We start from the raw sequence: 24,512 nt of genomic DNA, 5'->3' as shown, positions 1-24,512 counted from the left end.
TTTGATTCTAAACAGTTTTGTGGTTATTAATGTCTTTTACTTCTTTCTTTTTTACAATTACTTGCAAATCCAAGTCAAAAAGTGTCATTTATATTCACCTCCTTTCAGTTTCAACTGAGAGTTTTCCTTTTTACCTAGATTTATCTACCATCTCGAGCACATATCTTGATAAAGCAAGGACTTCTTTCTCAGATTCGTTATCAATTCCAAATAAACGATTTAAATGCATATGAACTAAGCTTCCTAATATTTCAAGAGGGTTCACAGTTAAAGAGTTATTTTCTAAGGCACGAAAAACGTTTTTGCAATAAAGTGATAGAATAGAATTGCGTTTTTTCAGCATTTTAAAAACTACGCATTCGAGTTCGTCATCAATGTATATTTCATTATTTCGTATGTAATTAATAAATTTTAAAAAACTGGATTTTTTAAGCCTAAATAAATTTGAGTATTCTTTATGATTCACGCGGCTTTCTAACCACTGAATTTGTTCATCCTTATACTTGATAAAATGTTTAATAATTCCAATAACTGATATTGCTGCTAAAACTCTTTTTTCTATAGTCAACTTTTTAGAATTCCAAAATTGTAGCCAAATTGATGAAATTTCACTATCAACAGTAAACACATCTTCGGCCAAGTCAATAAGAGAGTGACCCCCATATCTTTCAATTTCTGGGTCATAGGTATCTATGGTAACCCTCGTAACTAACCCATATTTTTCGATTTCCTTAACCCATAAATTTACCTTTGACAAGGTTTGTTCTGTAATACAAGATTTAGGTCTGATTCTCAATCTAATATGATGATAAGGGTCACTATATCGTACGTAGAAACATCTATCCCATTTAATTTGATTTTCAAAGCAAAATTTCTGCAAGTATTCTCCGATTAGTTCTTCTTCTCTTGTCTTGGGGCAGTAAATTTTTAAATAAATCCATTCATTCAAAGGAAAGTATGCAGGTCGATGACTAGTTTGAGGGCTCTTTCCAACATTCTGAACATTTGAAATAATCATATTGTCTGTAGTATGTAAATAAAAAGGGAAAACAAACTCACTTGCGTAATGAAGATTATTTTGTTGGAAAAATGTATTCTGAAAAGAATCATATACTTCCGTAAGTTTTAAAATTGTACCGTCATTTAATTTTTTATATTCAAGCCTTAGATCGTTAAGGTGATTTGTGTTTTCTAAATTTAGCATAATTTTGTTGTCAAACATACAAAGATATACAAATTGGGGAACTTTCCATTTTTCTCTCCAGCGATGTACTTTTTCGTGCCACTCAATTTCTTTTTCATTGCTGAATAAAGTAAATGTGTTACTGTCTATAGTCCAAGTTGCTGGACTTAGAACAACTCTTCCAAAAGTTATTCTTGGAAGAAAAGGGGATTTTTCTAATATTCCCCAATCGAGTGGTTTAACTAAATAATTCTCGGCATCTGTGATTTCAAGCAAAAATCTACATATATTTGGCATTTGTTTCGAATTTAACAAGTGTCCTGATACGAGCTTTATTCTTTTTCCGTTCTGTTTCAATTTAAAGTAAAAACCTTCACCAGGCTTATAACCAACAAAAATGTCATTAGCTGAAATTGAGTTAAGTTTTTTTGATGAGCTCGTCCCAATTACAAGCTCATAATCACTTAGATTTTCTTTAACCATTACATTATTATTTCGACCTATATCAGAAAGGAAGTTTATCTCGGCAAATATGACATCGCTAGAAAATTGTTCCCTTTCATGATCTAAAGCTAATTTCAACTTGTCTTTAAACCCGTAATCTAATATATCCAAAAACCTACCAAATGATTTTCCAACACCTTGAGAGATAATAGAACCAAGTACAACATTATAATTGCCTTTGTCAATATCTTCACAAGATTTTGCAATAATATTGGCGAACACTTCAATTGATGTCGGCAATTTAGTGACATCTGTTTGATTTATTTCAAACAGATCTTCAAGTTTTTCGTTACTCAAATCAACTTCAAGTGAATTATTATTTAATGCATCTAATACACATTTTTGTAAAAATACAAACTTTTTTTGGTTTATGCTAGCTTCTTTCCTTCTTCTTTTTCCTTGTGGGTAATTATATGTTGCAGGTATCCCGATCCCAATATCCTCATCCAATAACTCAATTAATGATACTTCTCTATATAAGCCATATTTTTCTATAAAATCAAATTTGTATTCGTCAATGTATTCATCTCCCAGTCTTTCTTTAAATAAAAGAATCAGAACCTCAATTGCCTTGCCTATCTCCTCAGCTACACTATTGTTAATTTCAGCTTTAGATATCAAAGCTTTCAAATCAACTTGCAAATTAGGTGTTGTATTTTGAATACTAATCATACATTTATTCAATTCTTCAAGAATGATCTCGCCACTTCCAATAGGTTTCAAATCATAAGTATTGATTAATTGATTGAGATATTTTAACTGTTTGTTAAGTTCATCTAGGCCTGTAATATGTTCCAGTCTTTGTATTACATAATCAAATGGTGAGCTTATTGTTATTGGAGGTTTTAAATTGCTTATTAAATATTCGCTTAATAAAAGAGAGTGTAAAAAATCATGAATTTGTTCAATAGCTGCATTCGGATATTGGTTTTTAATTTTTATTACCAATTGGGAAAAAAGAATTTGCTCAAAGGCAGATTCCATAACAAATAAGACTAGTTCATTAGCACGTATAGAGTATTCATTATATTCGGAGTTTTGATGCTCAAAATCAACAACAGTATTTCCGTAACGAGTTATATAAGGCAAAATAATTCTATTACCTCTGACAACTGCTAATGAGTTAAATTTTACTTCTAATTGTGTTACTACATTTATATTATTTTCCAAATCTTTAATTAGGTTTAAAAGCCATTTCATATCCGGGCGAGACCTTTTTCTAAACATTGGATCACATATATTAAATACTGTGTTGCTTGAATATGTACCAATTGCTACCCCAGCACATAACCCGAAAGGGGTAGGACGAGTTGTCGCACGATTTAAATAATGAGAAACCCCCATATGCGTCTTATCACTTTGCTTAGAGGGTGCTTTCTCTTTTATTTCTAAAATAGATTTATAGAGGGAACTACTTGAAACAGCTATGAGTTCTCTCAAAACATTTAAGTTATAAACTGAAGATAAATTAAATTTCATTTTGACAAACATTTCTTCATATAACTCATATGGTAAGGTTGAAGCTCTTAGCATAAAGATGGGGTAAGGATTATAGGTGAATAATTGTTTCTTTTTCATTTAATCCCTCTTTTATTAAATGACAATGCATATATTATTAAATAGTTAAAGAAATTCATAACGCAGCAGACCTTCTTTTTGAATTGCCTTGAGTGTCCGATTAATTACTCAATGGGCTATAATTCAATCGATAGAATGACCCGCGGCTTAAGAGATGATGCAGACTTGTTGTTCCATTTCTAATATTTCGTTAAATGAGACAAGGGAGATGAGAAATCACACTACCATTTGTTGATTATGCATACAGCAAGTACAACTTCCTTTACAGCCTGACTATATATTAGTGACAAACAAAAAAAATAAAAAGTACCAAAGTCACATAGAGTGTCCGGAGACAAATACTAAATGAAATTTTTGGGCAATGCCTTCCGCTTTCTGTAAGTGGGTTTTAACATGAATTTGCTCATCTACTTCTAGAGTGGGCTGCTCCAGAAAGCTGATGTTTTTCTAACAGCCGCGGATTAAGAGAAATCGAATCCATGAAATAACCAGCGTTCAAGTACAAGGAGAAGAACGTTTTGTCGCATCTTGATGGAGCCTTGGTTCAGGTAATTGAATATTCATGTATATTATGTATAACCGATTGTTCTCCAAGTACATATGCGATATAAATGTAGTTCTTAAATTTTTAAGAAAGAACTACATAAATACTTTATTTGCATTTGATACGTAGCTTAACGACACGTCGCTCGGTTCCGACGGAATCTCTCTGTTTTCCTCCATAATAGATGGTGTTAGCCTTATCTCTCATCGTAAGGAGTACCGCTTGCGACCTTCACAGTTCCTATGTAGATCAGTAATCCATCCTACAACTTAAGTATTAGAGCGAGACTATCATTCGTTGGTCAGGCTATTTGGAGGCAAAAAGATGGGGGCGTCATCTCTAGGAACTGGGTTGAGGCAGGGATAGTCGGAAGAGTTGCCCATACACATCCAAACCCGCTAAGGGCAGTCCTGTAAATCCCGGTGGTCGCGGGTTGAAAGATGACATTCTTATCTGGTAAGCCCTGCTGAATACGCGAAGTCATTTCGTAACCACTGCCAGAAGACATCAAAAATATTTACAATGGTATGTTGTTTGATAAATTTGGTAAAGATAAGATTAAGAAGTTGATTAAAGAACTTTTTTTTCATCTAATATCAATCCTTCAAAAAGGAAAGGAAGCACGAATGGCCAAGAGGAAATATTCCGTTGACGAACAAACAATTGAAAAGCGGTATAAAGAAGGCAGAGGAAAAGGACATGGAAGTCAGTACCTTCCTTGGATATACATAAATGAAGTTCCTTCAAAAGGATATTCCAGCATCAGGAAGGGGTGGAAAACGGGAAGGATGCACCACTTGCTGTCAACCTTGGAATCTCAGTATTTTTTTACATTGGAATGGTCTAAGGATATTATCGATATACGTGAACAATATCCGTTGCTACCAAGGGAAGAAACACAGGAGATTGCTCAAGAACTGGGTATCCGACATCCCTATGATAGAACAACTAAAACTGACATTGTAATGACTAGTGATTTTGTAGTCACGCGAAAAAAGTATCAATCTCAAGAGTTGATGGTCCGGGCAGTTAAGTATGAGCTGGACATGAGAAAGAAAAGGAATAAAGAAAAGCTATTGATTGAGAAAGTATATTGGAAAAGGCGAAGAGTTAACTGGGCCATCATCAATGAACACTCTATCAATAAGCAACTTGTAGAAAATATTGAATTCGTGCATAAATCTTACCATTTAGATGGTTATATGGATGCGATTAATAGTCAGAACTACCTGCCTCTAAAAAATACGCTCCTCAAACTTTTAACTGAAAATCCACAACAATCTATAAGCCGCATTACATCATTCGTTGACGAGCAATTTGGATTTCGGTTGGGAATTGCGATGACCTTCTTCAAGCATTTAATTGCTACAAGATCAATTAGCGTAGATATGGAAAGTGAGATTAACACCGACTTACCTATACCATTTGTCATTAATCCCAATGGGGGATAGAAAATGCAAATGAATTTGTACACAAATATGGTACTTGAGTGGATAACTGATGACAATAATCCCCACTACTTGGAGAGAATCTTATGGATATCTCCAAAGAGAGATTTTATTTACGTGATTAGACTAGGGGATGATAAGTTTCCTATCATCCGCTGTTTTGATGAAGTCATGGATTCGATCATAAATTATAAGGCTAAGATAGTGAGTTATACTATGGAATCGGAACGTCTGGATGAAAGCCAGTTAAAGCCTAAAAACCAAGAACGTAGCGGGAAGGCTTGGGAAATGATCAAAGAAATGGTTCAAATTGAACCGGAGATTTATGATCCAATGTATCGAGGGCAATTTGTTCGAGATGCTTGCAAGGAATTTGAAGTAACGATTCCAACTGTTCACAAGAATTTAAAGAGATACTGGCAAGGCGGAAAGACCAAAAATGCGGTTCTATTGCACTACTATAATAGTGGGGGAAGAGGAAAGGATAGAATAGCTACTGCCTCGACAAAAAAGCGTGGGCGTCCTAGAAAAAGTTCGGAAATTGATCCTAAGTGGATAGGAATCAATGTTGATGAAAGATTGTATAGGATCTTCAACATATCCTATCAGATTTTTATCCTACAAGAGAAGTTAAATATTAAACAGAGTTATATCAAAATGATCCGGAAGTTTTTTGTTACTGAATACCAAGAGGAAAATGGGAGGCTTAAGCCGATAGTTCCGAATCGTTCGGAGTTACCATTGTATAGAACATACAAGTACTGGGTGAAGAAAGAAATAAATAAGGACCCAGATGAAGATGCACGTAAAAGATACAATGAACGACAATATAACTTGAAGTATAGGCCTAAGACAGGGAGTGATACGAAAAAGGCAAAGTCTCCAGGTAGCCGATTTCAAATTGACGCCACCATCGCTGACGTATATTTAACGAGTAGTTATCGGCTAGGGCTTCCAATTGGCAAACCAGTCATCTATACCGTAATTGATGTGTATAGCCATTTGATTGTTGGACTGTATGTTGGGCTGGAAGGTCCTTCGTATCTAGGAGCAATGATGGCCATTTTAAATGCAGGCTCTTCCAAAGTGGAATACTGCAAGAAATATGGCATCAATATTACGGAAGAGGAATGGCCTGCGTTTCATCTACCAAGTCAATTCACAGCAGACCGTGGTGAATTGCTAAGCAAAAACAATGTAAATATTGCGGATTCGCTTAATATCAATATTGAATACGCTGCTCCATTCCGAGCTGACTGGAAGCCGTTGGTTGAAAGTTACTTCAACTTGTTGAATAAGGGAGTTATTCAAAGACTTCCGGGTTCAACATCACTAAAGTTAAGACAGCGGGGGGAAAGAGACAAGCGGCTCGACTGTATATTGACTCTTCAAGAGTTTACGCAATTGATTATCGGCCTGGTTCTGAAACATAACAATCATCACTACATGGAAAATTACCCGATGTCTGAGAATCAAATTGCAGCTCAAGTGAAACCTATCCCGCGTGATCTTTGGAATTGGGGAATCAAAAAAGGTGGAGCTCTGCGCTATCAAGAAGAGGAGATACTTGCGAAGACCCTTCTGCCTAGAGGAGAGGCGAAAGTTACAAAGCGCGGCATTATGTTCGAAGGCGTTCCCTATACATGCAAACGTGCGATTGATGAAGGCTGGTTTGTGCAAACGGACCATCCAAATATGGGGAAGGTGGTTCAAATCTCTTACGACCCCCGGTTTACAGATAAAATTTTTATCAGAGAGTTAATGAGTTTTGAAGAATGTACCCTTATAGATACCAAGCATCATGCAGCAACTAAAACGTGGGATGATTACTTAAATATTATTGAGGTTTTGAGAATAGAGCATGAGGAATTTAAGCAAGAAGAGTTACAAGAAGAAGTCAGTTATGACGCTTTTGTGGAACAGGTCGTAACTCAGGCTGAAAATCGAATGGCGAATCTTGATGTGGATATGAAAAAGCTGCTAAAAGGCCTCCGGGAACATCGTGCTGAGGAAAAAGAGGCGAATCGTCAAACTGAAAACTTCTTTGCCAGCAGGGAACCGGAGAGGCACTCCGGAATGCAAGTGACTGATGATGGGCAGCTAGTGCAACAGGAACAGAAATCGGGAGTGGTTGTCGAAATTGCGGGTAGTAAGCAGAACTCCGCTGATACTGCAGATAGACCTAGTAATAACGCAGTACCTTTGAATCCAATGCTCAAAGCTCTACAGAAAGCTCAGAAGAATAGAAAATATAAGTAATTCAGGGAGGTAACCACTTTGGTCAAGAGGATCGAAGAATTAAATAAAACCCAATACTTATTACGGGGAGCTACGGTACCGGCGGAATATCGACGGTCTCCCTTAAAGCAATATCGGGAAAATCCATTAATTGAAGCACTCCCGCCGATTTATACCATGGAGAAAGCAGCAAAAATGCTTTCTAACGTGGTCAGGTTTAGTCCTTCCGATCGAAAACGAAACGCGACGTTAAGGGCACATTCCATATTTCAATTAACCCGTTTTGTTGAACCTATGGTAAACCATCTGAAGATTGAACAGGATCTTTCTATCTTAATTCGAGATGGTTACGTAGATAGGAATCCACTGACAGTCAATGGGGTTCGGATATTACGAGAAGGTGCAGAAAATGTTAGGAAAGATCTAAAGGCACTGACCTCCCAGAATATTACCATTGACATGTCTTATAAAACTTCTGGTAGTGGATTAACGATTGTTGGAGTATCAGGGATGGGGAAGTCGACAGCTATCAATACCATTCTACTCAAGATGTTTCCCGCTCAAATTATTCATCATGGCGAATATCAAGGAGAGTATTTGAACTTTCCCCAGATTGTATGGTTAAAACTGGAATGTCCTCCAAGTGGTTCAACAAAGGGACTATGTCTTAACTTCTTTCAAGCCATCGATTCCTTATTGGGAACAAAATATTACGATGATTATAAGAAGTCGAGGGCAACAGCGGTTGAGCTCATTCCCGAAATTGCTCAGCTGTGCGCAACGTTTCAAATTGGTGCATTAATTATCGATGAAATCCAGCATCTCTGCGAAGCTAATACCGGTGGACAAAACGAGATGTTGAATTTTTTTGTAACGTTAAAAAATATGATTGGGGTTCCTGTTGTTTTAATCGGTACATTAAAGGCCTGGAAGCTGCTAACGAAGGAGTTTAGACAAGGAAGACGGGCTGTTGAGTACTTTGGTATGGTAGAATGGCATCGAATGAAAGAAGAGGATTTTGTGAACGACGAGGGTAAAACATTTCCCGGGGAGTTTCAACGATTTCTTTCAGCCATTTGGCGTTATCAATGGACAAAACAGATTGCTCCATTGGATGAGGGAATGTTCCAGACCATGTATGATTTTAGCCAAGGAATTACCGACGTAGCGGTAAAATTATTCATGGTCTCACAGTGGAATGCCATTGCCAACGGAACCGAGTTAATTACGCCAGAACTGATCCACGACGTTGCTCGTAATGAACTTAGAGCGCTATATCCGATCATTCAAGCTTTTCGACTTAAGGATACCGCGGCTCTTGAAGAAGCGACAGATGTATTTATTTCAGAATTCGATGTTGAGGCTTACTTTAAAAACATACTACCTGAATTGACTAAGAAATTAAAAGTAGCAAGTCAAATTCAACACGTTGAAACAGACGAAGAAACAGACAATAAGCAAAAAGTTCTAGGTGCAATTAAGTGGCTGAAGGAGGCAGGAGATCCTTCAGATTTGTCCGAACAAGCGGTTAAAGAAATATATGCAAAAAATGCCGATCTTACTCTGCCTGAATTAAAAAGACAGGCTTATGATTTGGTTAATATCTATAAGAAGAATATCGAAAAGCAACTGAGATCCAAACCTAGAGGAAAGAAAGCGAAGAAGGATACGGACGAATTGCGAGAGGAGATCCAATCTCTTGAACAGGATGTTGTAGCGCCTGGGCAAATATAAATGATAGTTCCGTGTCTCGTTATAAATAGCGTAAAGTACATATTTTACGGATTGAAAGGTGATAGCATGGCTTTGCGCTATTTTCCTATATGTAGGAAAGATGAAGATATACGAAACATTATGTACAAATATATGAAGGCGACTTTAGGTCGAAATTGGAAACCTACGTTGTTTGGAATCACCTTAGAAAAGAAAACCCTTCTGCCTCAAGATATAGAATTCACTTTGCAGAATCTTCAGATAAGTGGATACCAATTTGACCAGTTTGTCAATAACCACACATTTTGGCCGTTATTGCGATTATTTATGAGCAAGGATAAAGAGACGAGGGCTTATCGTCACATGAAAGAGGCTAACAATGATGCGAGGTACTATAGACCTGTTACTAACCAACTACTGAGTCTTGTTTCCGAATTAGTCCGATATTGTCCAATTTGCGTTCATGAAGATTATGATACTATAGGAGAAACCTACATTCATCGTTTGCACCAGATTGAGCATTTAGATTTATGCCTCCAACACAAAGTTAAACTCATTACTCATTGTAACGAGTGTGGGGAACCCTTTACCATTGTCGGACAGTATCACTTACATCAACCTCGTTGTACAAAATGCTTAAAAATGATTTTGATTAAATCGGCTGATATCAAAGAAGACCATTTCATTTATAATTTATTATTAGATGTAGAGACCCTTATGAATTCAAAGCATGAACTGAATGCTGAGATTTTTTTGCAAAAAGTTCTGATCAGGCTAGGGACTAAGGGATATCTTCATTTTAAAGGTACAATCTATAAAGGAAAATTGTTGGAGGATTTTTACTGCTCTTGTAATAAGGCTGATTTTATGAGAATAGGATTTGACGGATACATCTTCACTACGAAGTTTATGACAAAATTTTTGGACCCAACTGTAGTTCATCCATATAGCCTGTTTTATTTACAATTGCAGAGATGGTTATTTGGTTCAGCTGAAGAATTGATTGATTCAACAGAAACTTATTCATATCCGTTACCCTTTGGTTCAGGACCTTGGATTTGTCACAATAGGATTTGCCCCGAATATAACAACAAGGTGATCACCCGATGTATCCGGTATATACATGAATATATATCGGGGGCATTTACCTGTCCCGTATGCGGCATGACATATAGCAGAATGTCTAAACCCAATCAGGAGGAAAACGAACATGCGTATTCCATTGAATCCTTCGGTGATCTTTGGATGAAGAAATTAGTTGAACTAGCTGATTCTGGCTTAACAAAAGATGAGATTGCGGCAGAATTACAGACTAGTGACGTCTCTGTCCGCAAATATCTGATGATCATTTCGAATCAAAGAGAGAATAAGAATCTTAAATTTTCCAGATATACCGAAGAAGTATTTGAGCAAAGACTACAGGATAGAAGAAGTCTACTAGAGAAAACATTGTGGTCTTTGGGGGATAAAACAAGTAGGCCGGATATTCGGAATGAGATGGGAGAACACTACTACGATTGGTTAATGAAACATGACCGTCAATGGCTTGAGACAAAACTTCCTCCGAGAAAGCCTAATTTATCGAAATATTGCGATTATGATGCAATTGATATGGAAATGCTCAGGAAGTTAAGGAAGGCAAAGTCAGATTTATTGGCAGAGAATATAACATGTAGGATAACAAAAAGTCGAATAATTGCAGAGTTAACATCTCTAGACCAAGGAAGAATGAAGAATCCAGCCAGCGTGAGTAAGCTTACTAGATGTCAAGCGCTATTAGAAGAGCTTGTCGAGACAGAGGATGATTTTCAGAAAAGGATGTTTACTGTGGCACTTAATCGTTTTCAGACATCTCGGTATAATAGACTAACCTACGGTTTATTAAAGAACTTTCATGCAACATACAAACATTGTTCTGAAGAGATAGAGAAGTGGCTGAATGAACAACTTGCAAATCTATCTGTTAATAAAAGTTGATTGGCGCAGTACAAAATTATACATGTAGTTAGGGTTAAGGGAGGCATGTTGCATCTGCACATGCCTCTTAATTTAGTCAGAGTCACATCATCTTCACTCACTTGAATTGGTGTGTGATATATTATAGATTAGAGAATAATTGGGCTGAATATATATCCTAGGCCTACTTTTGGAGCCGGGGGTAATAGAGTAGATCAGCCGCGCTCTCAATTGGATAAAAATGGAATGACATTAAAGAAGACTTTGCATGCACAGCAATAAGCTTTAATGAAAAGAGTTGTTTACTTTTATGCAATGATTAAAGAACTATATTTACTCAAAATCAATTGAAAAGATGGCATCAGATGACTTCATTAAAGAACTTTAATTTTTTTATAGAACGACCGAAACCCTTGATATTATTGGGTAACCATTAAACAACTTTATTTTCCCTGGCTAAGTAGTTTTCACCGGCGTCAGTTCCGGCCATCCGTCTTCGCCCGTTGTACCGAGCACGCCAAAGCTCACTTCTTGCAAAAAGCTCTCCGTTTCCTGCGCATCCATCATTTCGAATTCTTTTCTTCGCATCGTTTACTCCTCCAGCCTCAAATAATAGTGCAGGAACGCGTCGTCCCGCACATAGCCCATCGCTGCGTACAGACGCTGCGCCGTAACGTTGTCGACGGCCGTGGACAGCTGCAAGCCTTTGGCCCGGGTGGCGCGGGCGTGGGCCTCGGCGGCTTTCATCAGCGCCCGGGCGACGCCCTGCTTGCGAGCGTCCGGGTGGACGAACAAGTCGTTCAGCGTCCATACGCGCATCATTGCAATGGAGGAAAGCGTCGGGTACAGCTGGGTAAAGCCAAGCGGCCGGCCCGGGTCCTCTGTATAGGCGAAAAAGATGACGGATTGCTGCCGCTCCAGATTGTCGCGTAGAAAGCGATCAGCCCTTTCCACGTCCGAGGGCTGCCTGTAAAACTGGCGGTACGCGTCAAACAGCGGCGCCAGCGCCTCAATATCGCCGTGCTCGGCTTGACGAACGGTCAAGGAATGCGAAGGGTTCATTGGATCTTGCTCTCCTTCCGGATAGTTGCCGCCGCAGGTGCAGGCGGTTTCTAAATATTCGACATCGTACCTCGATTATTGACAATGGAAAAGAGCCAATTATGTGCTTTTTTATTAGACCATTTCAATTGTTCTCCAATCGTTAAACCTTTCTTCTGCTGCCACATTTTGTGTTATTATGAATTTAAGAGAAACAGTGGCACATGAGCCCATGAAATGCACGGAAAGCACACATGCCGGAGATGGAGGAAAGATGTCATGCCATTGCATTCGGAAAGGACAAGAAACCGGGGCGCTGCGGCCAAGGGAATTCCTCCGCGTACGCAGCAGTACGTTCCCTTGTGGAAGCAGGACCCGGCCCGGCACTTGACTTTCGAGCACATTCGGAGACTCCAGCAAAATGCGGGAAATCGGGCGCTGCGGCATTGGTTAGGACGGTCGTCCGTTCAGCACTTTCTACGGAGGTCTGTAATGGCCGCGGGGGAGCGGGTCAGCGATTTGCAGCGGTATAAAGCGGATACGGAGCCTGAAATGGCCCATCTTCTCAGACAAACCTTCGAGCTCCACAGAACCTTCGCCAAGTTTGTTAGTCGGATGGACGCGCTTTTCGGCAAGCCTGACGCCCTCAATGATACGGAGCTGAAGCGCAGAGAGGCGGAAGAGGACTGCCAGGCCGGGCAAATTTTACAGCAGGTGGCCGGCGTTGAAACCCGCTGCGAGCAAGTGAGCAAAGACATCGGGGCCTTGTGGCGGAAGCATGACGTCAGCCATTTTGCCGTTCCGATGGCGACGCCGCTGCCTGTATTTCAAGAAACGGGAATTGCCGGAGGGCACCAGGAGGAAGATTTGAAGCATTTTTTAACACGCCATCCCGAGTACCACGTGGTAGAGATTCGTAAAAAAACAGTGCAGGGGACGACACTGCGGCTTTATAAGCAGTATATGTGGAAGAAGGACGGCTGTCCGCCGGCACCGGCCAATATATCCGAACGGCCTGCGGCTCATAATTCGACGCCGGACGGATGGGCCGCAGCGGAAGTTCGTCTAAGTACGGCGGAAAATATCGCCCGTTGGCTGGATCGTGGCAAGGATGCGGCGAACGAATGGGACGCTTTTCAACCGGAGCGCTCCCGGCCGTTCCGCAGGCGGAAATGATGTTCGACAAATTCAGGGAAAATCTTGCTTTGATGAGATGAATTTCTTCAAAATATACCGAAAGATATATTGCTTAAAGATCGCCTGCTGTGTAAGAATCAAGTTGAGTTAGTAAAAAAAGGTGTGGTCCTTTGATGATTCGAGACGCTTCCCCGGGCAAGAGGCTTTCAGCCCCTCCCCTTGCTCAAAGATCCGAAAATGCTCCTTTGCATACCGGGAATCCGGTGGCTTTCAAGATGAAGGACATGCAGCGGATTGCGGGCAATCGCGCGGTCCAGCGAATGATGTCCGGCGGCACGGCCCAGCGGACGGTAATGGAGGAAGACGAGCTGCAGATGAAGTCTGCAGCTCCTGCCCAACGGATGGCCATGGAGGAAGACGAACTCCAAATGAAATATGCAGTACCGCCCGTCCAGAGAAAAGGCGAAGGGATGCCGGAGCCTGTCCGGGCGAAGATGGAGCAGGCCTTCGGGACGGACTTTTCCGACGTGAGGGTACATACGGGGAATCAGGCAGAACAGGTCGGGGCGTTCGCTTATGCCCAAGGCAATGACATTCATTTTGCACCCGGCCAATACAATCCTGAAACTTCGAAGGGGCAGGAGCTGCTTGGTCACGAGCTTGCGCACATCGTTCAGCAAAAGCAAGGACGCGTGATGCCGACAACCGAAGTCAACGGTGTGGCGGTGAACGACGATCCTTCGCTGGAGCGGGAAGCCGATCAATGGGGGACCAAAGCGGCGCAAACGAAACTGGATTCGGCTCGTTATCGGGCCGGCTTTGGAGACTGATGGTCGTGTACGGTAAAAAGAACAAGGATACGCCGGGATACGCAACGGCTTGGGAGCATTACGAACGGGAATGGGCGAGGCTCGATTTGCGGCTGGCGATCCTGATAAAGCTGATGGAGGAGCCCGATACGCCCGCCGATCCTTCGCTCCTGCCTTTCAAAGGACTCGTGCTGACGGAAGAAGAAATGCACAGGCTGCTCTATGACGGGGACGACAGGGAAGAGGATGCCGAACTTGCGGATTTGCGCCGGCAACTGGCCTTGATGGACCGGGAGCTGGCCCGGAAGCGGCAAGCCTCCTTGAAGCAAGGGGGCTTCCTGCCGGTCCCTTATGTATCGCAAATGTTCGGGTTGAATGAATTTGAAGAGCAGACGCTGCTGATGGCGCTTGCCCTGGAGACGGACCGCAAGTACGAAAAGCTGTATGCCTACGTTCAGGACGACGCCACCAGCAAGTATTTGACGCCTGAGCTTGCGATGCGGCTGTACAGTCTGTCCGGAACGGATGAGGGCGGACTGCTTAAGGCTTTTATGAACGGAAGCCGGCTGCAGGAATGGTTTTTCCGCGGCGAAGGCCGGATGGCCGATCCGACAAGCGGCCCGCTGCTTACGCGTCCCTTGCGGCTGGATGAGCGGATGACCGCTTTTCTGCTGGGGATCGGCTATACGGACGTGTCCCTGCGCCAGTGCACCAAGCTGTACGAGGCGGACCGGGATCCGCCGGATTTAGAAACGGGGCACAAGCTTCAGGGACGGCTGCGTGCATTTGTCGAACGGCGGGCAGAGTCCGACCCGCTCCCGGTATTTTGTTTATGGGGGCAGCCCGGCTCCGGAAAGAAGCTGCAGACGCGGCACGCGGCGGCTCATTGGGACAAGCCGCTGCTGGTGGCGAACGTCGAAAGCCTGCTTCGCGACGAACGGCCCTTTTCCGAACTTATTGTAAAGGTGCTGCGCGAAGGAATGCTCTATGGGGCGGTCGTTGCGTTCGAACGCTTTCACCTGCTCTTGGGAGAGGACGAAAGCATCGGGAAAAAACGGATGGAGCTGTTGAACCGGCTTCAGTCGGTGCAGGAGCCGCTTTTTCTCTTGTCGGAGCAAGCCTGGAATCCCCGGCCGATGCAAGGAAGGAAACTGTTTCTGGAAGTGGAGGTTCCCGTACCCGAAGCGGCAGAGCGCCGGAAGCTGTGGGAAAGCTGGAGTGCGGAACGACGTCTGGAGCATGCCGCGGATTGGGAAGCGCTTGCCGGGAAGTTCCGCTTCTCGCCGGGGCAGATCGCAGCCTCTCTCGATTATGCGGTTCAACTGCTGCGCTGGAACGGGTCCGAGACGAATCGGGCTGGCGAGTCCGATGCGATTTACCGGGCCTGCTATGCCCAGGTACAGCATAACCTGAAGAAAAAAGCCGTACGAATCGAGCCGAAATACGATTGGGACCGGGTCATTCTGCCTCCTGAGCAAAAAGAGCAGCTGAAGCATGCTTGCGCCAGGCTCCAATACCGCGGCACCGTGCTCGGCGACTGGGGATTCGACCGTGCGCTTGCTTATGGCAAGGGCGTCAGCCTGCTGTTCGCGGGGCCTCCGGGCACGGGCAAAACGATGTCCGCGCAGGTGCTGGCTAAAGAGGTGCAACTGGAAATTTACAAAATTGATCTGTCGCAGGTGATCAGCAAATACATCGGCGAAACGGAGAAAAACCTGCACGAGGTGTTCAGCGAGGCGCAGCTCAGCAATGCCATCCTGTTTTTCGACGAAGCGGATGCGTTGTTCGGCAAGCGTTCCGAAGTCAAAGATTCGCATGACAAGTATTCCAATGTGGAAACCGCTTATTTGCTGCAAAAGATGGAGGAATACGACGGCATTACCATTTTGGCAACTAACCTTCAGCAAAATTTGGACGAGGCGTTCATGCGGCGTTTCGGCTTCATCGTAAAATTTCCGTTTCCGGATGCCGAGCATCGCGAGCAAATATGGCGCGGCCTGATTCCGCCCGAAGCTCCGGTCGAGGACGATATTGATTTTCGCTTCTTGGCGTCCAAGTTCGAGCTGGCCGGGGGGTATATCAAAAATATCGTGCTGTCCGCGGCCTTTATGGCGGCTGAGCAGCGGTGCGCTATCGGCATGAAGCAGCTCATGCTTGCGGCGCGCAACGAGCTGCGCAAAAACGGGAAGATCTGGATCCGCGAGGAAATGGGAGAATACGCCGATTTGTTCGATTGAGACGGAGAGGCAGAAGGGGAGGAAGCGCATGGCTGATTACACGGTGATCGCAGACGTGGGAAATACGCTGGTCAAGCTGTTAAGAGAGCATTTGACCCCGAAGCTCCTGTCTCAGCCGGAATCGATCGGACTGGCCTCGCCGACGGATAAGGGAGATTTTCAGCTCACGCTGTTTTTGTACAGCATTCAGGAAAATACCGAGAACCGGCGGACGAATATGATCGGAAGGGGAACGGACACGCTGCAGTATCCGCCGATGGCGTTGAATTTGGTTTATCTCGTCACCTGCCACTCGGCATCGGAGATCGCGACCCGTTCCTTTGACGAGCACCGCATTATGGGGAAAGTGATGCAGGTGTTTCACGACCATGCCGTCCTGCGGGGCTCCAGCCTGCAAGGAGCGCTGGCCGACAGCAATGAAACGATCCGGATTACGCCGCAGCCGATTACGCTGGAAAATGCGGTTAGCCTTTTTTCCAACACACCTTACAAATTATCGCTCAGCTACATGGTCGGCCCCGTTTATCTGGACTCTACCCGTACGAAGCAAACCACACGGGTTGCGGAAGCGCAGTTTAAACTGGAAGAGCGGGAAGGAAATTGATGATGGAGCGCTTGCGCAGCGAGGTGAAAGTCAAGCTGGCTCTGGTCGTCAAGCCGTTAGATATCGTAACCGGTCTTGCGCCGGCTGCCGTACCGCGGTTGGTTGTGGAGGGCGTTCCATGCAGACCGGTCCGCAAGCCGGACGGAACGTTCCTGCTGCTCGGCTTGCCCCCGGGAATTTATAGCATCGCCCTCAGCGCGCCGCCGCATTATGCGGACAGCAGGGCCGTTGTCGATACGGCCGTTTTGTCCCCGCTGGAGCCTGTGGAACTGATTCCGATGCTGCCGACGTCCTCCTATCCTTTTGCATCGGGAACGACACTGATTCGCGTCAGAGCGAAGGGCGCACCGGATTCCGCTCCCGATTCCGCGATAATACGGGCGGCCGTGACGGACGGGAATCTGGCCTGCGCCAAGTTGTACCAAGAGGCGGACCAAGGCGAAGCGGAGCTTGCGTTCGGTGCCGTGCACCGGCTGGTCAGCGGCCGATGCTACTATGTGCTGGATCCTGATCCGGCCAAAAGAGAGTTTATCCGCATTGCCGCTCTGTGTGAAGCGAACCGCAGAGCGAAGCTGCAGACGCCGTTCCGGTTTGCGCATCGCAAAGGAACCGTAGTGACGGACGTGGCGGAAGGCGCTGCCGACGGACGTGGGGAATGGGCGGCCGCTTTTCCGCCGCAGGGCGTGAAACGTTTTGTCTGTGCGGTTCATTTGTTCTTGTCCGACAACGAATCGCTTATTCTGGATCAGGAGGTGCAAGTGGAAGAGGGACAACCGGTACAGCTCGGGCTGCTCCCATCTACCGACGAATAAGGAAGCGGAGGGAAGTAAGGTATCGATACATAAGCCTGCATACATCCGAGAAATCGATAGCATGAGGAATAGCGATGACGATTGGGAGGGAGGAACTGATTCGGACCATGACGATATCCGGATCAGGAACAAATGGCTGAATATTTATCGCCGGGAGTATACGTGGAAGAGTTCGACAGCGGCGGTGTGCCGCTGGGCGGGGTCAGCACCAGCACGGCGGGCTTTATCGGTCTCGCTGCCAGAGGGCCGGTGGAAGGGCTGCCGCAATTCATTACCAGCATGAATGATTTTACACGGCAATTCGGGGGATACCTCGCTGAGAATGTTTTTGGCTCTTACCGGTATTTGGCCTATGCGGTCGAGCACTTCTTCGTGAACGGCGGCTCGCGCTGCTACGTGATGAGGGTGGCTCCGTCCGATGCGAAATCCGCGACGAACGACGGAAGCTCCGCGCTCCGGCTCTTCGCCAAAAATCCGGGCGAATGGGGGAACCGGGTCCGAGTCGTATTGGAGCCGGCAAGCAAAGCCAAGACGCAAATTTATGAAATTTTGGGCGACGCCGCCAAATCCAAGAAGTACCGTGTGAAAAGCAACGCCGGTTTTAGAGCGGGCGACATCGTAGCGTTCAATAACGGCGAGAGCAAGCAGTATAACCGCGTCGTTTCGTCGCAGGACAACATCATCGAATTAGAAAGCCCATTGGAAGGCGGCGAAGAGGTCGTCGATGCGAACCTGCTTCCGGCGAAGGTGCTCACGACGTGCGAGTTTACGCTGCATGCGTTTTACGGGGACGAGGCGGAAACGTACGAGCGCGTTTCCCTTAACGTTACGGCCCCGAATCATGTGGAGAAAGCGATCGGCAAGTCCAATATTATCGGTGTCTCCTGCGACGGAGCGGACCACGGCGCGGTTCATCCGTTCGAGGTCATTTCCGGGCAACCGGAAGAGGCCGGCAAGTTCGTGATCGAGCTGTCGGGCGGCAGCGACGGTTCCGCGGACGCCTTGTCGGCGGGAGATTTTATGGGTCAGGACCTTGGTCCTGGCAAACGAACGGGCATCCAGGCTTTTATCGACAACGACGAAGTCAGTCTGATGGCCGTGCCCGGCGTAACCGACCCGAACGTGCAGCTCGCGCTCGTCGCGCACTGCGAAAATTTGGGCAGCCGCTTCGCGATTCTGGACATTCCGCAGGATAAAACGAAAATTGCCGACGTGATGACGCACCGCGATATTTTTGATACGCAGTATGCCGCTATGTACCATCCTTGGCTGCAGGTGTTCGATCCGCTGGACAAGCGTAATATTTACATACCGCCGTCTGGCTCCGTAGCCGGCATTTATGCCCGCAGCGACAATACGCGGGGCGTTCATAAAGCGCCTGCGAACGAAGTCGTGCGCGGCTGCGTCGGGCTCGATTGCCAGTACAACAAAGGCGAGCAAGATATTTTGAACCCGCGCGGCGTCAACCTGATCCGCGCCTTTACAGGCCAAGGGATTCGCGTATGGGGGGCGAGAACGCTTTCCTCGAACGGGCTGTGGAAGTACGTGAACGTCCGCCGTTTGTTCATTTTCGTGGAAGGCTCGATCAAGAACGGCACGAACTGGGTCGTCTTCGAGCCGAACGATGAGAAGCTGTGGGCCCGCGTTCAGCGTACGATCGATGCATTCCTGACCCGTGTCTGGAAAGACGGGGCGCTCGCGGGGACAAGCCCGGGCGAAGCATTCTATATTCAAATAGGCCGCAACACGATGACGCAGGACGACATCGATAACGGCCGCCTGATTTGCGTAATCGGCATCGCTCCGGTCAAGCCGGCGGAATTCGTCATTTTCCGGATTACGCAAAAAACCGGTTCGGAATAATGGATGGCTACAGTAGAAAGGGGTATGGCTCAGCATGGCAGTAGAACGCACCGATCCGTATCGCAAGTTTCGGTACAGAGTAGAGGTTGAAGGGATTCAACAAGCGGGCTTCAGCGAGGTTTCCGGCTTCGACGCTTCGCTCGATGTCGTGGAATATCGCAATGGAAATGAGGTCATTACGCCCCGCAAGCTCCCGGGATTGGCCAAATACGGCAATATTACGCTGAAGTGGGGAGTTACTGACTCCTTGGATTTGTACGAATGGATTTCCAGTTGCGTACAGGGCAAGGTGACCCGAAAAACCGTAACCATCATCGCGCTCGATGAAGAAGGACAGGACGTGGCGACCTGGCAGATCATCGAAGCATGGCCTTGCAAATACACGGCGCCGGATTTCAACGCCACGGCTTCCGACGTCGCCATTGAAAATTTGGAGCTGGCGCACGAAGGCATGACGCGGACGAAGTAACGACCGAAAGCGCCGGAAGGAAACGAAGGCGGTCGGGCTAGCTTTTGTTTTCTTCCGGCAGGCTTCTCACAAAGGAGGACATCATGGAGTTCAGAACGGAATACGAATTCGAGCTACCGCGCGGTTATGTCGATGAAAACGGCAGTTTGCACAAACGGGGCGTGATGCGTCTGGCTACCGCAGCCGATGAAATTTTGCCGATGCGGGATCAGCGCGTACAGCAAAACCCGAGTTATTTGAGCATCATTTTGCTGGCCAGAGTCATTACCAAGCTGGGAGATTTGAGGGCGATCGATACGAAGGTGATCGAACGGCTGTTTACGTCGGACCTTGCTTTTCTGCAAAACTTTTACCGGCAAATCAACGAAGTGGAAAAGCTCAGCGTGCGCACCGTCTGTCCGAAATGCGACCACGAATTTGAGGTGGACATCTCTTTTTTAGCCGAGACGGAGGGGAACTAACGGTTTATCCGGCGGATAAGATTTATGAGGAAGCCGCGTTCTTGGCTTATTATTTTCATTGGCCTCATGACGATATCATGAACATGGAGCATCGCGAACGGCGGCGGTGGTGCTCGGAAATTTCGCGCATCAACCGCAGCCTGAACGATGAGCCGGACAACCCCTTCGACGTCTTTAAAAAGAGGTGACGCCCATGAGCGCAGCCGATTCGGAAATATTCGGGCAAGCGTTTCGTTTTATGGTGGAGCTTGACGGCATGCTGGTCGCCGGCTTCTCCGAGGTTAGCGGACTGCAGTCGGAGCTGGAGTACGAGGAAGTCGCCGAGGGTGGGGTGAACGGGTATACGCATCGCCTGCCGAAAGGGACGAAATCGCCTCCGATCGTATTGAAACGGGGAATTACGAAATCGAGCGATCTGTGGGACTGGTATTTCAGCGCTGCAGGAGGCAAGGTGAAGCGCAAAAGCGGCTCGATTATTATGTACGACGCCTCGTGGCAGGAAATGATCCGTTGGAATTTTTTCGGCTGTTACCCGGTCAAATGGACCGGACCCGAGTTGAGCGCTTCGAGCAGCGAGGTCGCGGTCGAGACGATCGAGTTGGTGCACAACGGATTAAAGGCCATTTACGCCCGCTAGCGGAAGGCATGCGGATGAAGGGCAACATTTAAGGCAAGGGGCACGGACGATGAGAACGACGAAGCGCATCCAAGCGGGGCCGGCGCCCAGCATGCCGGGGCATCTCCGGTTCGCCGAACAAATCACGCGCAAATACGGTTTTGCAACCAGGAACTACCTGGGACCGCAAGCGCTAACCCTGCTTGAGCCCGGAGAAGGGGATTCCCCTGTTCAGCATGTCTCCTTGGTTCAATTCACGCTTCATTTGAAATTGCAACTGCAATTGCTCAAGCAAGAAGAACGGGACATGCTTCGGACGTACCGGAAGACGCTTCATCTGCTGGAAAAGCTGGCCCGGCGGCATGACGCTTCGGAACGCAAGACAAGCTCTTTGTCGCCGACAGGCGGGGGAACGGCATCGCGGATTGCTGAGGTGAATTCGGCAACTGGCACGACGCGGGCGGATCATCGGCAAGAAAGCAAGGCGTTACATTCAGATGTCGGGGAAACGGAACGAGCGTATGCTTCTTCACCCACGCCTTTGGGTGCGCGCCGACAAGCTCGGATGAACGGAGAAGCGAACGGTTCGCGAAACTCCGCGGATGCAGGAACCATGCGGTCGGTCTCGGCAGGGCCGATGGTTCACCCGATCAGGCGTGTACTCGGTCGTGGGATGAGAGAGCCTTTGGCGCTGCGAAGGGATTATCGCTTTGCCGAACGTTCAGGCAGCAGGCACAATGAACGGGCGCGGCATGTGCCCGCTGATCAAGTGCGACAGGCCAGACGGAAGCCCGAATCCAAGGCGATGGCGTTACTGAGAACACGCGATGAGGCAGCGGAAATAAGGGAGCGTCGCGACGAGCGGAAACGGGGCTTGCAGCAGGGACCTTCTCCGGGAGAAGGCGGACGGAGTCCGCTGTTTGAGCGCGAGTGGCACAAACCGGAGCAAGAGCAGGGACAAGCCTTTGGGCGGGTCTTGGAATGGAAGCGGGTTTCCTTGTGGCAACAGGCTTTCAATCCTGTACCTAGTCATCGGACAACACAGTTTTATTCGGTCATGGCCGATGATGTCCTAATTCAAAACATAAGCGAGAGCCAGGGTCCCCGTTCACGCGTTCGTTTGGAAAAAGCGTCAATTCCGGTTGATTCGGACGACAAGAAGGGATATCAAACCGTAAGCGAAGGTCGGGGCGGCCGTACTATCGTGCGTCCGATCATAGCATCCGCAAGTCTGGTTGATGCCAACGATAAGAGGTATCGGACACTTGGGGAAAATCGTGGGCGAAGCACGGGTTCGGAAAACCGCGGAACGGCACCCGTTGCCGAGCGGTCGTGGCTTAGGCCAAAGGGAATATCCTCCCTCGGCATGGGAATTTTGCTGCAGCATGGTATTGGCTTTTTCGAAGCGGGTTCTTTGAGCGGTCGTCGGCCGCCGGATGCACGGTTTGAGAACGGGCGAATAATAATGGGAAGCCGCCAAACGGATGCTGCTGCGGCAGCTTCGGAAGGCCGCCCGTTTGAACTTGGACCGTTACGCATGGCTGATCCGGCCAAGCTTTCGGCTACTTCTTCGGTGCGAGACAACATATTGGGGCTTTATGAGACGGTTATATTTTCAACCGCCTCCTTAATACGCAGTGTTCCTCATGGCATGCTGATGAATCGGCATTGGCCAGGCGACTTGTCGTCAACCGCAACTGACTTCGAACAGGCGCTTCGGGAAAAGACGAATGCTGACCCAGTCTACGGTCTGACATCTTTGCTCGTGCAGCGGAAGGCAGAAGACAAAGCGTCGGTTTCGCTTCTGTTTCATTTTCCGACGAGCGTGTCCTTGCGCCGAGAGAATGCTTTTATCGGCCGCAGTCGGGGGCGAAAACGTGAGAGTCTGGGCGGCAGGGGTACCACTCCGATGCTTGCCGGTACCGTACCATCCACCGGCATTTCTGCGGTTGAATACGATAGTTCGGTGGGTTCGGACGGCTTCGTTCCGCTTCGCAGCCGAATGCTCATGTCAAGCGAACGGCTATATGACGGCCGCATTGCCGAGGTAGAAAGCGCAGAAAGGATGGCTAGTTCGGCCGTCCCTGTCCGACACGAAGGGACAGGCCTAGTTACCGCTCAGCCCAAGCGGATAGCTGCAAAAACTGGCAAGCCGATGACAAGCGTATTCGGGGTAAACATCGTTTCGCCGATCGTCTTGGGCATACGGTCATCCGCCGTCGAAGGGCTGCAATTCCGCCACCATCCTCTGCTGTCTGGAGGAAGGGCACCGTCTATTGGATCGCAGATTTATGCAGCCGACTCCATAGGGGCGATGAAGCAGCACTATGCTCGTCGGCATCAAGCGTCCCAATCGAATTCAGCGCCGACACGCGGGAAAAATGCTCGGCATGATGCGAACGATGCGACCCCAGGCTTTACGGGCGAAGCCGTTCGAAGCTTTACAGGCGGGACGGTTTCAGGCTCTACGAATCAAGTAATCCGTAGCTTTACAGATGGAGCGGGTTCAGGTCTTGCAGATATTGTGCTTCGAAGCATGCCAGACGAGATACGCGAATCGGAAGGCTGGAGCTGGAATTCAACAGATGTACGGAGACATCCGGTTGTTCCGACGCGGTACGAACAATCCCGGTTTTTATCCGTACATTCCTTTATGCTTCATAAACCGGTTAGCTTAAGCTCGGAGGGCGGGTTAAGTGCCCTCTTTCCGAAAATAACGGATTTTGCGGGGGAAATCGCAGGAAGCCGGAATGCCTTGGAGGACGGTGCTGCGGGAGAACGGGTGATGCGTAGACATCCGGCAGGTCCAGATGCGACGCTGCATAAACAGAACAGCGTCGTATATCCTTCTGCTTCAGAAGGAAGCATGGCTCCGTCGGCACTAGTTGCTCAATTCAGGACCATTTCGTTGCAGCGTGCCAAGAGGGGTCAAGTGACAGTATTCGGACCAGCAGTTGTACAAACATTGCCGGGTACTTTACCTCGTATGGCAGCGACTATAGCAAACAAGCTCCCGCAGGTTCGCGCAGACTGGTCGTCTGCTGCAACTGCGAGCGCCTTGGGCGTGTTGCCACCCCGCGCACCGCACCGTCCGTTGGAGCTGCATACGTCACGGGCTGACACGCAGCGTCCGTCAGTGGTGCGCACGAACGCCTCGGGCGTCTTGTCGCCCGGATCGCTGCAACGCCCGTTGCAGATGCATACGTCGCAGGCTAACGCGCAACGCTTGTCCGCGATGCCTGTGAACGCTTCGGGCGTCTTGTCACCTGGATCGCCGCAACGTGCGTTGCAGTTGCATC

17 protein-coding genes and 1 pseudogene are annotated in these 24,512 nt (G+C 47.0%); 15 read left to right on the top strand and 3 right to left on the bottom strand.

Annotation, left to right across the window (positions count from 1 at the left end; all coding sequences use genetic code 11):
• Positions 1 to 130 precede the first annotated feature (130 nt).
• Entirely contained in the window at positions 131 to 3,265 is a 3,135-nt protein-coding gene (locus tag NI000_RS30465; protein ID WP_253415118.1) for a lantibiotic dehydratase, read from the bottom strand.
• Positions 3,266 to 4,336: 1,071 nt separating this feature from the next.
• Between NI000_RS30465 and NI000_RS30460 the strand changes: the two genes are divergently transcribed.
• From NI000_RS30460 to NI000_RS30445, 4 genes are all read left to right on the top strand, one after another.
• On the top strand, positions 4,337 to 5,260 hold the full coding sequence (locus NI000_RS30460) for a TnsA endonuclease C-terminal domain-containing protein (protein WP_253415117.1): 924 nt from the start codon (positions 4,337 to 4,339) through the stop codon (positions 5,258 to 5,260).
• Positions 5,261 to 5,263: 3 nt separating this feature from the next.
• On the top strand, positions 5,264 to 7,516 hold the full coding sequence (locus tag NI000_RS30455) for a Mu transposase C-terminal domain-containing protein (RefSeq protein WP_253415116.1): 2,253 nt from the start codon (positions 5,264 to 5,266) through the stop codon (positions 7,514 to 7,516).
• 18 nt (positions 7,517 to 7,534) lie between these two features.
• Positions 7,535 to 9,229: an ATP-binding protein gene (locus NI000_RS30450; RefSeq protein ID WP_253415115.1), complete on the top strand. Its 1,695-nt coding sequence runs from the start codon at positions 7,535 to 7,537 to the stop codon at positions 9,227 to 9,229.
• 132 nt (positions 9,230 to 9,361) lie between these two features.
• Complete coding sequence (locus NI000_RS30445; RefSeq protein ID WP_253415114.1) at positions 9,362 to 11,185, top strand: TnsD family transposase; 1,824 nt, start codon at positions 9,362 to 9,364, stop codon at positions 11,183 to 11,185.
• Between the two features lie 435 nt (positions 11,186 to 11,620).
• Here NI000_RS30445 and NI000_RS30440 read toward each other — a convergent pair whose 3' ends face one another.
• Positions 11,621 to 11,752 (bottom strand): hypothetical protein, encoded by a 132-nt coding sequence (locus NI000_RS30440; protein ID WP_309247948.1) that lies wholly within the window; start codon positions 11,750 to 11,752, stop codon positions 11,621 to 11,623.
• A 3-nt stretch (positions 11,753 to 11,755) separates the two neighbouring features.
• Positions 11,756 to 12,226, bottom strand: a complete 471-nt coding sequence (locus NI000_RS30435; RefSeq protein ID WP_253415113.1) for a GNAT family N-acetyltransferase — start codon at positions 12,224 to 12,226, stop codon at positions 11,756 to 11,758.
• Between the two features lie 258 nt (positions 12,227 to 12,484).
• Here NI000_RS30435 and NI000_RS30430 point away from each other — a divergent pair, with 258 nt between their 5' ends.
• From NI000_RS30430 to NI000_RS30380, 11 genes and pseudogenes are all read left to right on the top strand, one after another.
• Positions 12,485 to 13,381 carry a hypothetical protein gene (locus NI000_RS30430; protein WP_253415112.1) on the top strand — a complete coding sequence of 299 codons (897 nt, stop codon included), beginning with the start codon at positions 12,485 to 12,487 and terminating at the stop codon, positions 13,379 to 13,381.
• 236 nt (positions 13,382 to 13,617) lie between these two features.
• A complete protein-coding gene (locus NI000_RS30425; RefSeq protein ID WP_253415111.1) occupies positions 13,618 to 14,172 on the top strand; it encodes an eCIS core domain-containing protein in 555 nt (184 codons plus the stop codon).
• Positions 14,106 to 16,388, top strand: a complete 2,283-nt coding sequence (locus tag NI000_RS30420) for an ATP-binding protein (protein ID WP_253415110.1) — start codon at positions 14,106 to 14,108, stop codon at positions 16,386 to 16,388. The genes NI000_RS30425 and NI000_RS30420 overlap by 67 nt, the downstream gene beginning before the upstream one ends.
• A gap of 28 nt (positions 16,389 to 16,416) precedes the next feature.
• Complete coding sequence (locus tag NI000_RS30415) at positions 16,417 to 16,992, top strand: DUF4255 domain-containing protein (protein WP_253415109.1); 576 nt, start codon at positions 16,417 to 16,419, stop codon at positions 16,990 to 16,992.
• Positions 16,992 to 17,804, top strand: a complete 813-nt coding sequence (locus NI000_RS30410) for a hypothetical protein (RefSeq protein WP_253415108.1) — start codon at positions 16,992 to 16,994, stop codon at positions 17,802 to 17,804. Before NI000_RS30415 ends, NI000_RS30410 begins: the two co-directional genes overlap by 1 nt.
• Before the next feature lie 132 nt (positions 17,805 to 17,936).
• Positions 17,937 to 19,667, top strand: coding sequence for a phage tail sheath family protein (locus NI000_RS30405; protein WP_253415107.1), 1,731 nt, complete (start codon positions 17,937 to 17,939; stop codon positions 19,665 to 19,667).
• Positions 19,668 to 19,701: 34 nt separating this feature from the next.
• Positions 19,702 to 20,136, top strand: a complete 435-nt coding sequence (locus tag NI000_RS30400) for a phage tail protein (RefSeq protein WP_010500499.1) — start codon at positions 19,702 to 19,704, stop codon at positions 20,134 to 20,136.
• Positions 20,137 to 20,219: 83 nt separating this feature from the next.
• Complete coding sequence (locus NI000_RS30395; protein WP_010500500.1) at positions 20,220 to 20,597, top strand: hypothetical protein; 378 nt, start codon at positions 20,220 to 20,222, stop codon at positions 20,595 to 20,597.
• An 11-nt stretch (positions 20,598 to 20,608) separates the two neighbouring features.
• Positions 20,609 to 20,785, top strand: a pseudogene (locus tag NI000_RS30390) (DUF6760 family protein); the annotation flags it as partial.
• A gap of 5 nt (positions 20,786 to 20,790) precedes the next feature.
• On the top strand, positions 20,791 to 21,234 hold the full coding sequence (locus NI000_RS30385; protein WP_253415105.1) for a phage tail protein: 444 nt from the start codon (positions 20,791 to 20,793) through the stop codon (positions 21,232 to 21,234).
• A 49-nt stretch (positions 21,235 to 21,283) separates the two neighbouring features.
• On the top strand, positions 21,284 to 24,512 hold a 3,229-nt coding region (locus tag NI000_RS30380), incomplete at its 3' end, for a hypothetical protein (RefSeq protein WP_253415104.1).

This window comes from Paenibacillus tyrphae (assembly GCF_024158745.1).
GTDB lineage: Bacteria > Bacillota > Bacilli > Paenibacillales > NBRC-103111 > Paenibacillus_G > Paenibacillus_G tyrfis_A.
The sequence above is the reverse complement of the archived record's forward strand: the minus strand, read 5'-3'. Positions and strand labels throughout refer to the sequence as shown.

Bases quoted from the DNA above. Each gene is read 5' to 3' on its own strand.
- NI000_RS30465 (WP_253415118.1), bottom strand. From the start codon at position 3,265: ATGAAAAAGAAACAATTATTCACCTATAATCCTTACCCCATCTTTATG.
- NI000_RS30460 (WP_253415117.1), top strand. From the start codon at position 4,337: ATGTTGTTTGATAAATTTGGTAAAGATAAGATTAAGAAGTTGATTAAA.
- NI000_RS30455 (WP_253415116.1), top strand. From the start codon at position 5,264: ATGCAAATGAATTTGTACACAAATATGGTACTTGAGTGGATAACTGAT.
- NI000_RS30445 (WP_253415114.1), top strand. From the start codon at position 9,362: ATGAAGGCGACTTTAGGTCGAAATTGGAAACCTACGTTGTTTGGAATC.
- NI000_RS30440 (WP_309247948.1), bottom strand. From the start codon at position 11,752: ATGCGAAGAAAAGAATTCGAAATGATGGATGCGCAGGAAACGGAGAGC.
- NI000_RS30435 (WP_253415113.1), bottom strand. From the start codon at position 12,226: ATGAACCCTTCGCATTCCTTGACCGTTCGTCAAGCCGAGCACGGCGAT.
- NI000_RS30430 (WP_253415112.1), top strand. From the start codon at position 12,485: ATGCCATTGCATTCGGAAAGGACAAGAAACCGGGGCGCTGCGGCCAAG.
- NI000_RS30425 (WP_253415111.1), top strand. From the start codon at position 13,618: ATGAAGGACATGCAGCGGATTGCGGGCAATCGCGCGGTCCAGCGAATG.
- NI000_RS30420 (WP_253415110.1), top strand. From the start codon at position 14,106: ATGGGGGACCAAAGCGGCGCAAACGAAACTGGATTCGGCTCGTTATCG.
- NI000_RS30415 (WP_253415109.1), top strand. From the start codon at position 16,417: ATGGCTGATTACACGGTGATCGCAGACGTGGGAAATACGCTGGTCAAG.
- NI000_RS30410 (WP_253415108.1), top strand. From the start codon at position 16,992: ATGATGGAGCGCTTGCGCAGCGAGGTGAAAGTCAAGCTGGCTCTGGTC.
- NI000_RS30405 (WP_253415107.1), top strand. From the start codon at position 17,937: ATGGCTGAATATTTATCGCCGGGAGTATACGTGGAAGAGTTCGACAGC.
- NI000_RS30400 (WP_010500499.1), top strand. From the start codon at position 19,702: ATGGCAGTAGAACGCACCGATCCGTATCGCAAGTTTCGGTACAGAGTA.
- NI000_RS30395 (WP_010500500.1), top strand. From the start codon at position 20,220: ATGGAGTTCAGAACGGAATACGAATTCGAGCTACCGCGCGGTTATGTC.
- NI000_RS30385 (WP_253415105.1), top strand. From the start codon at position 20,791: ATGAGCGCAGCCGATTCGGAAATATTCGGGCAAGCGTTTCGTTTTATG.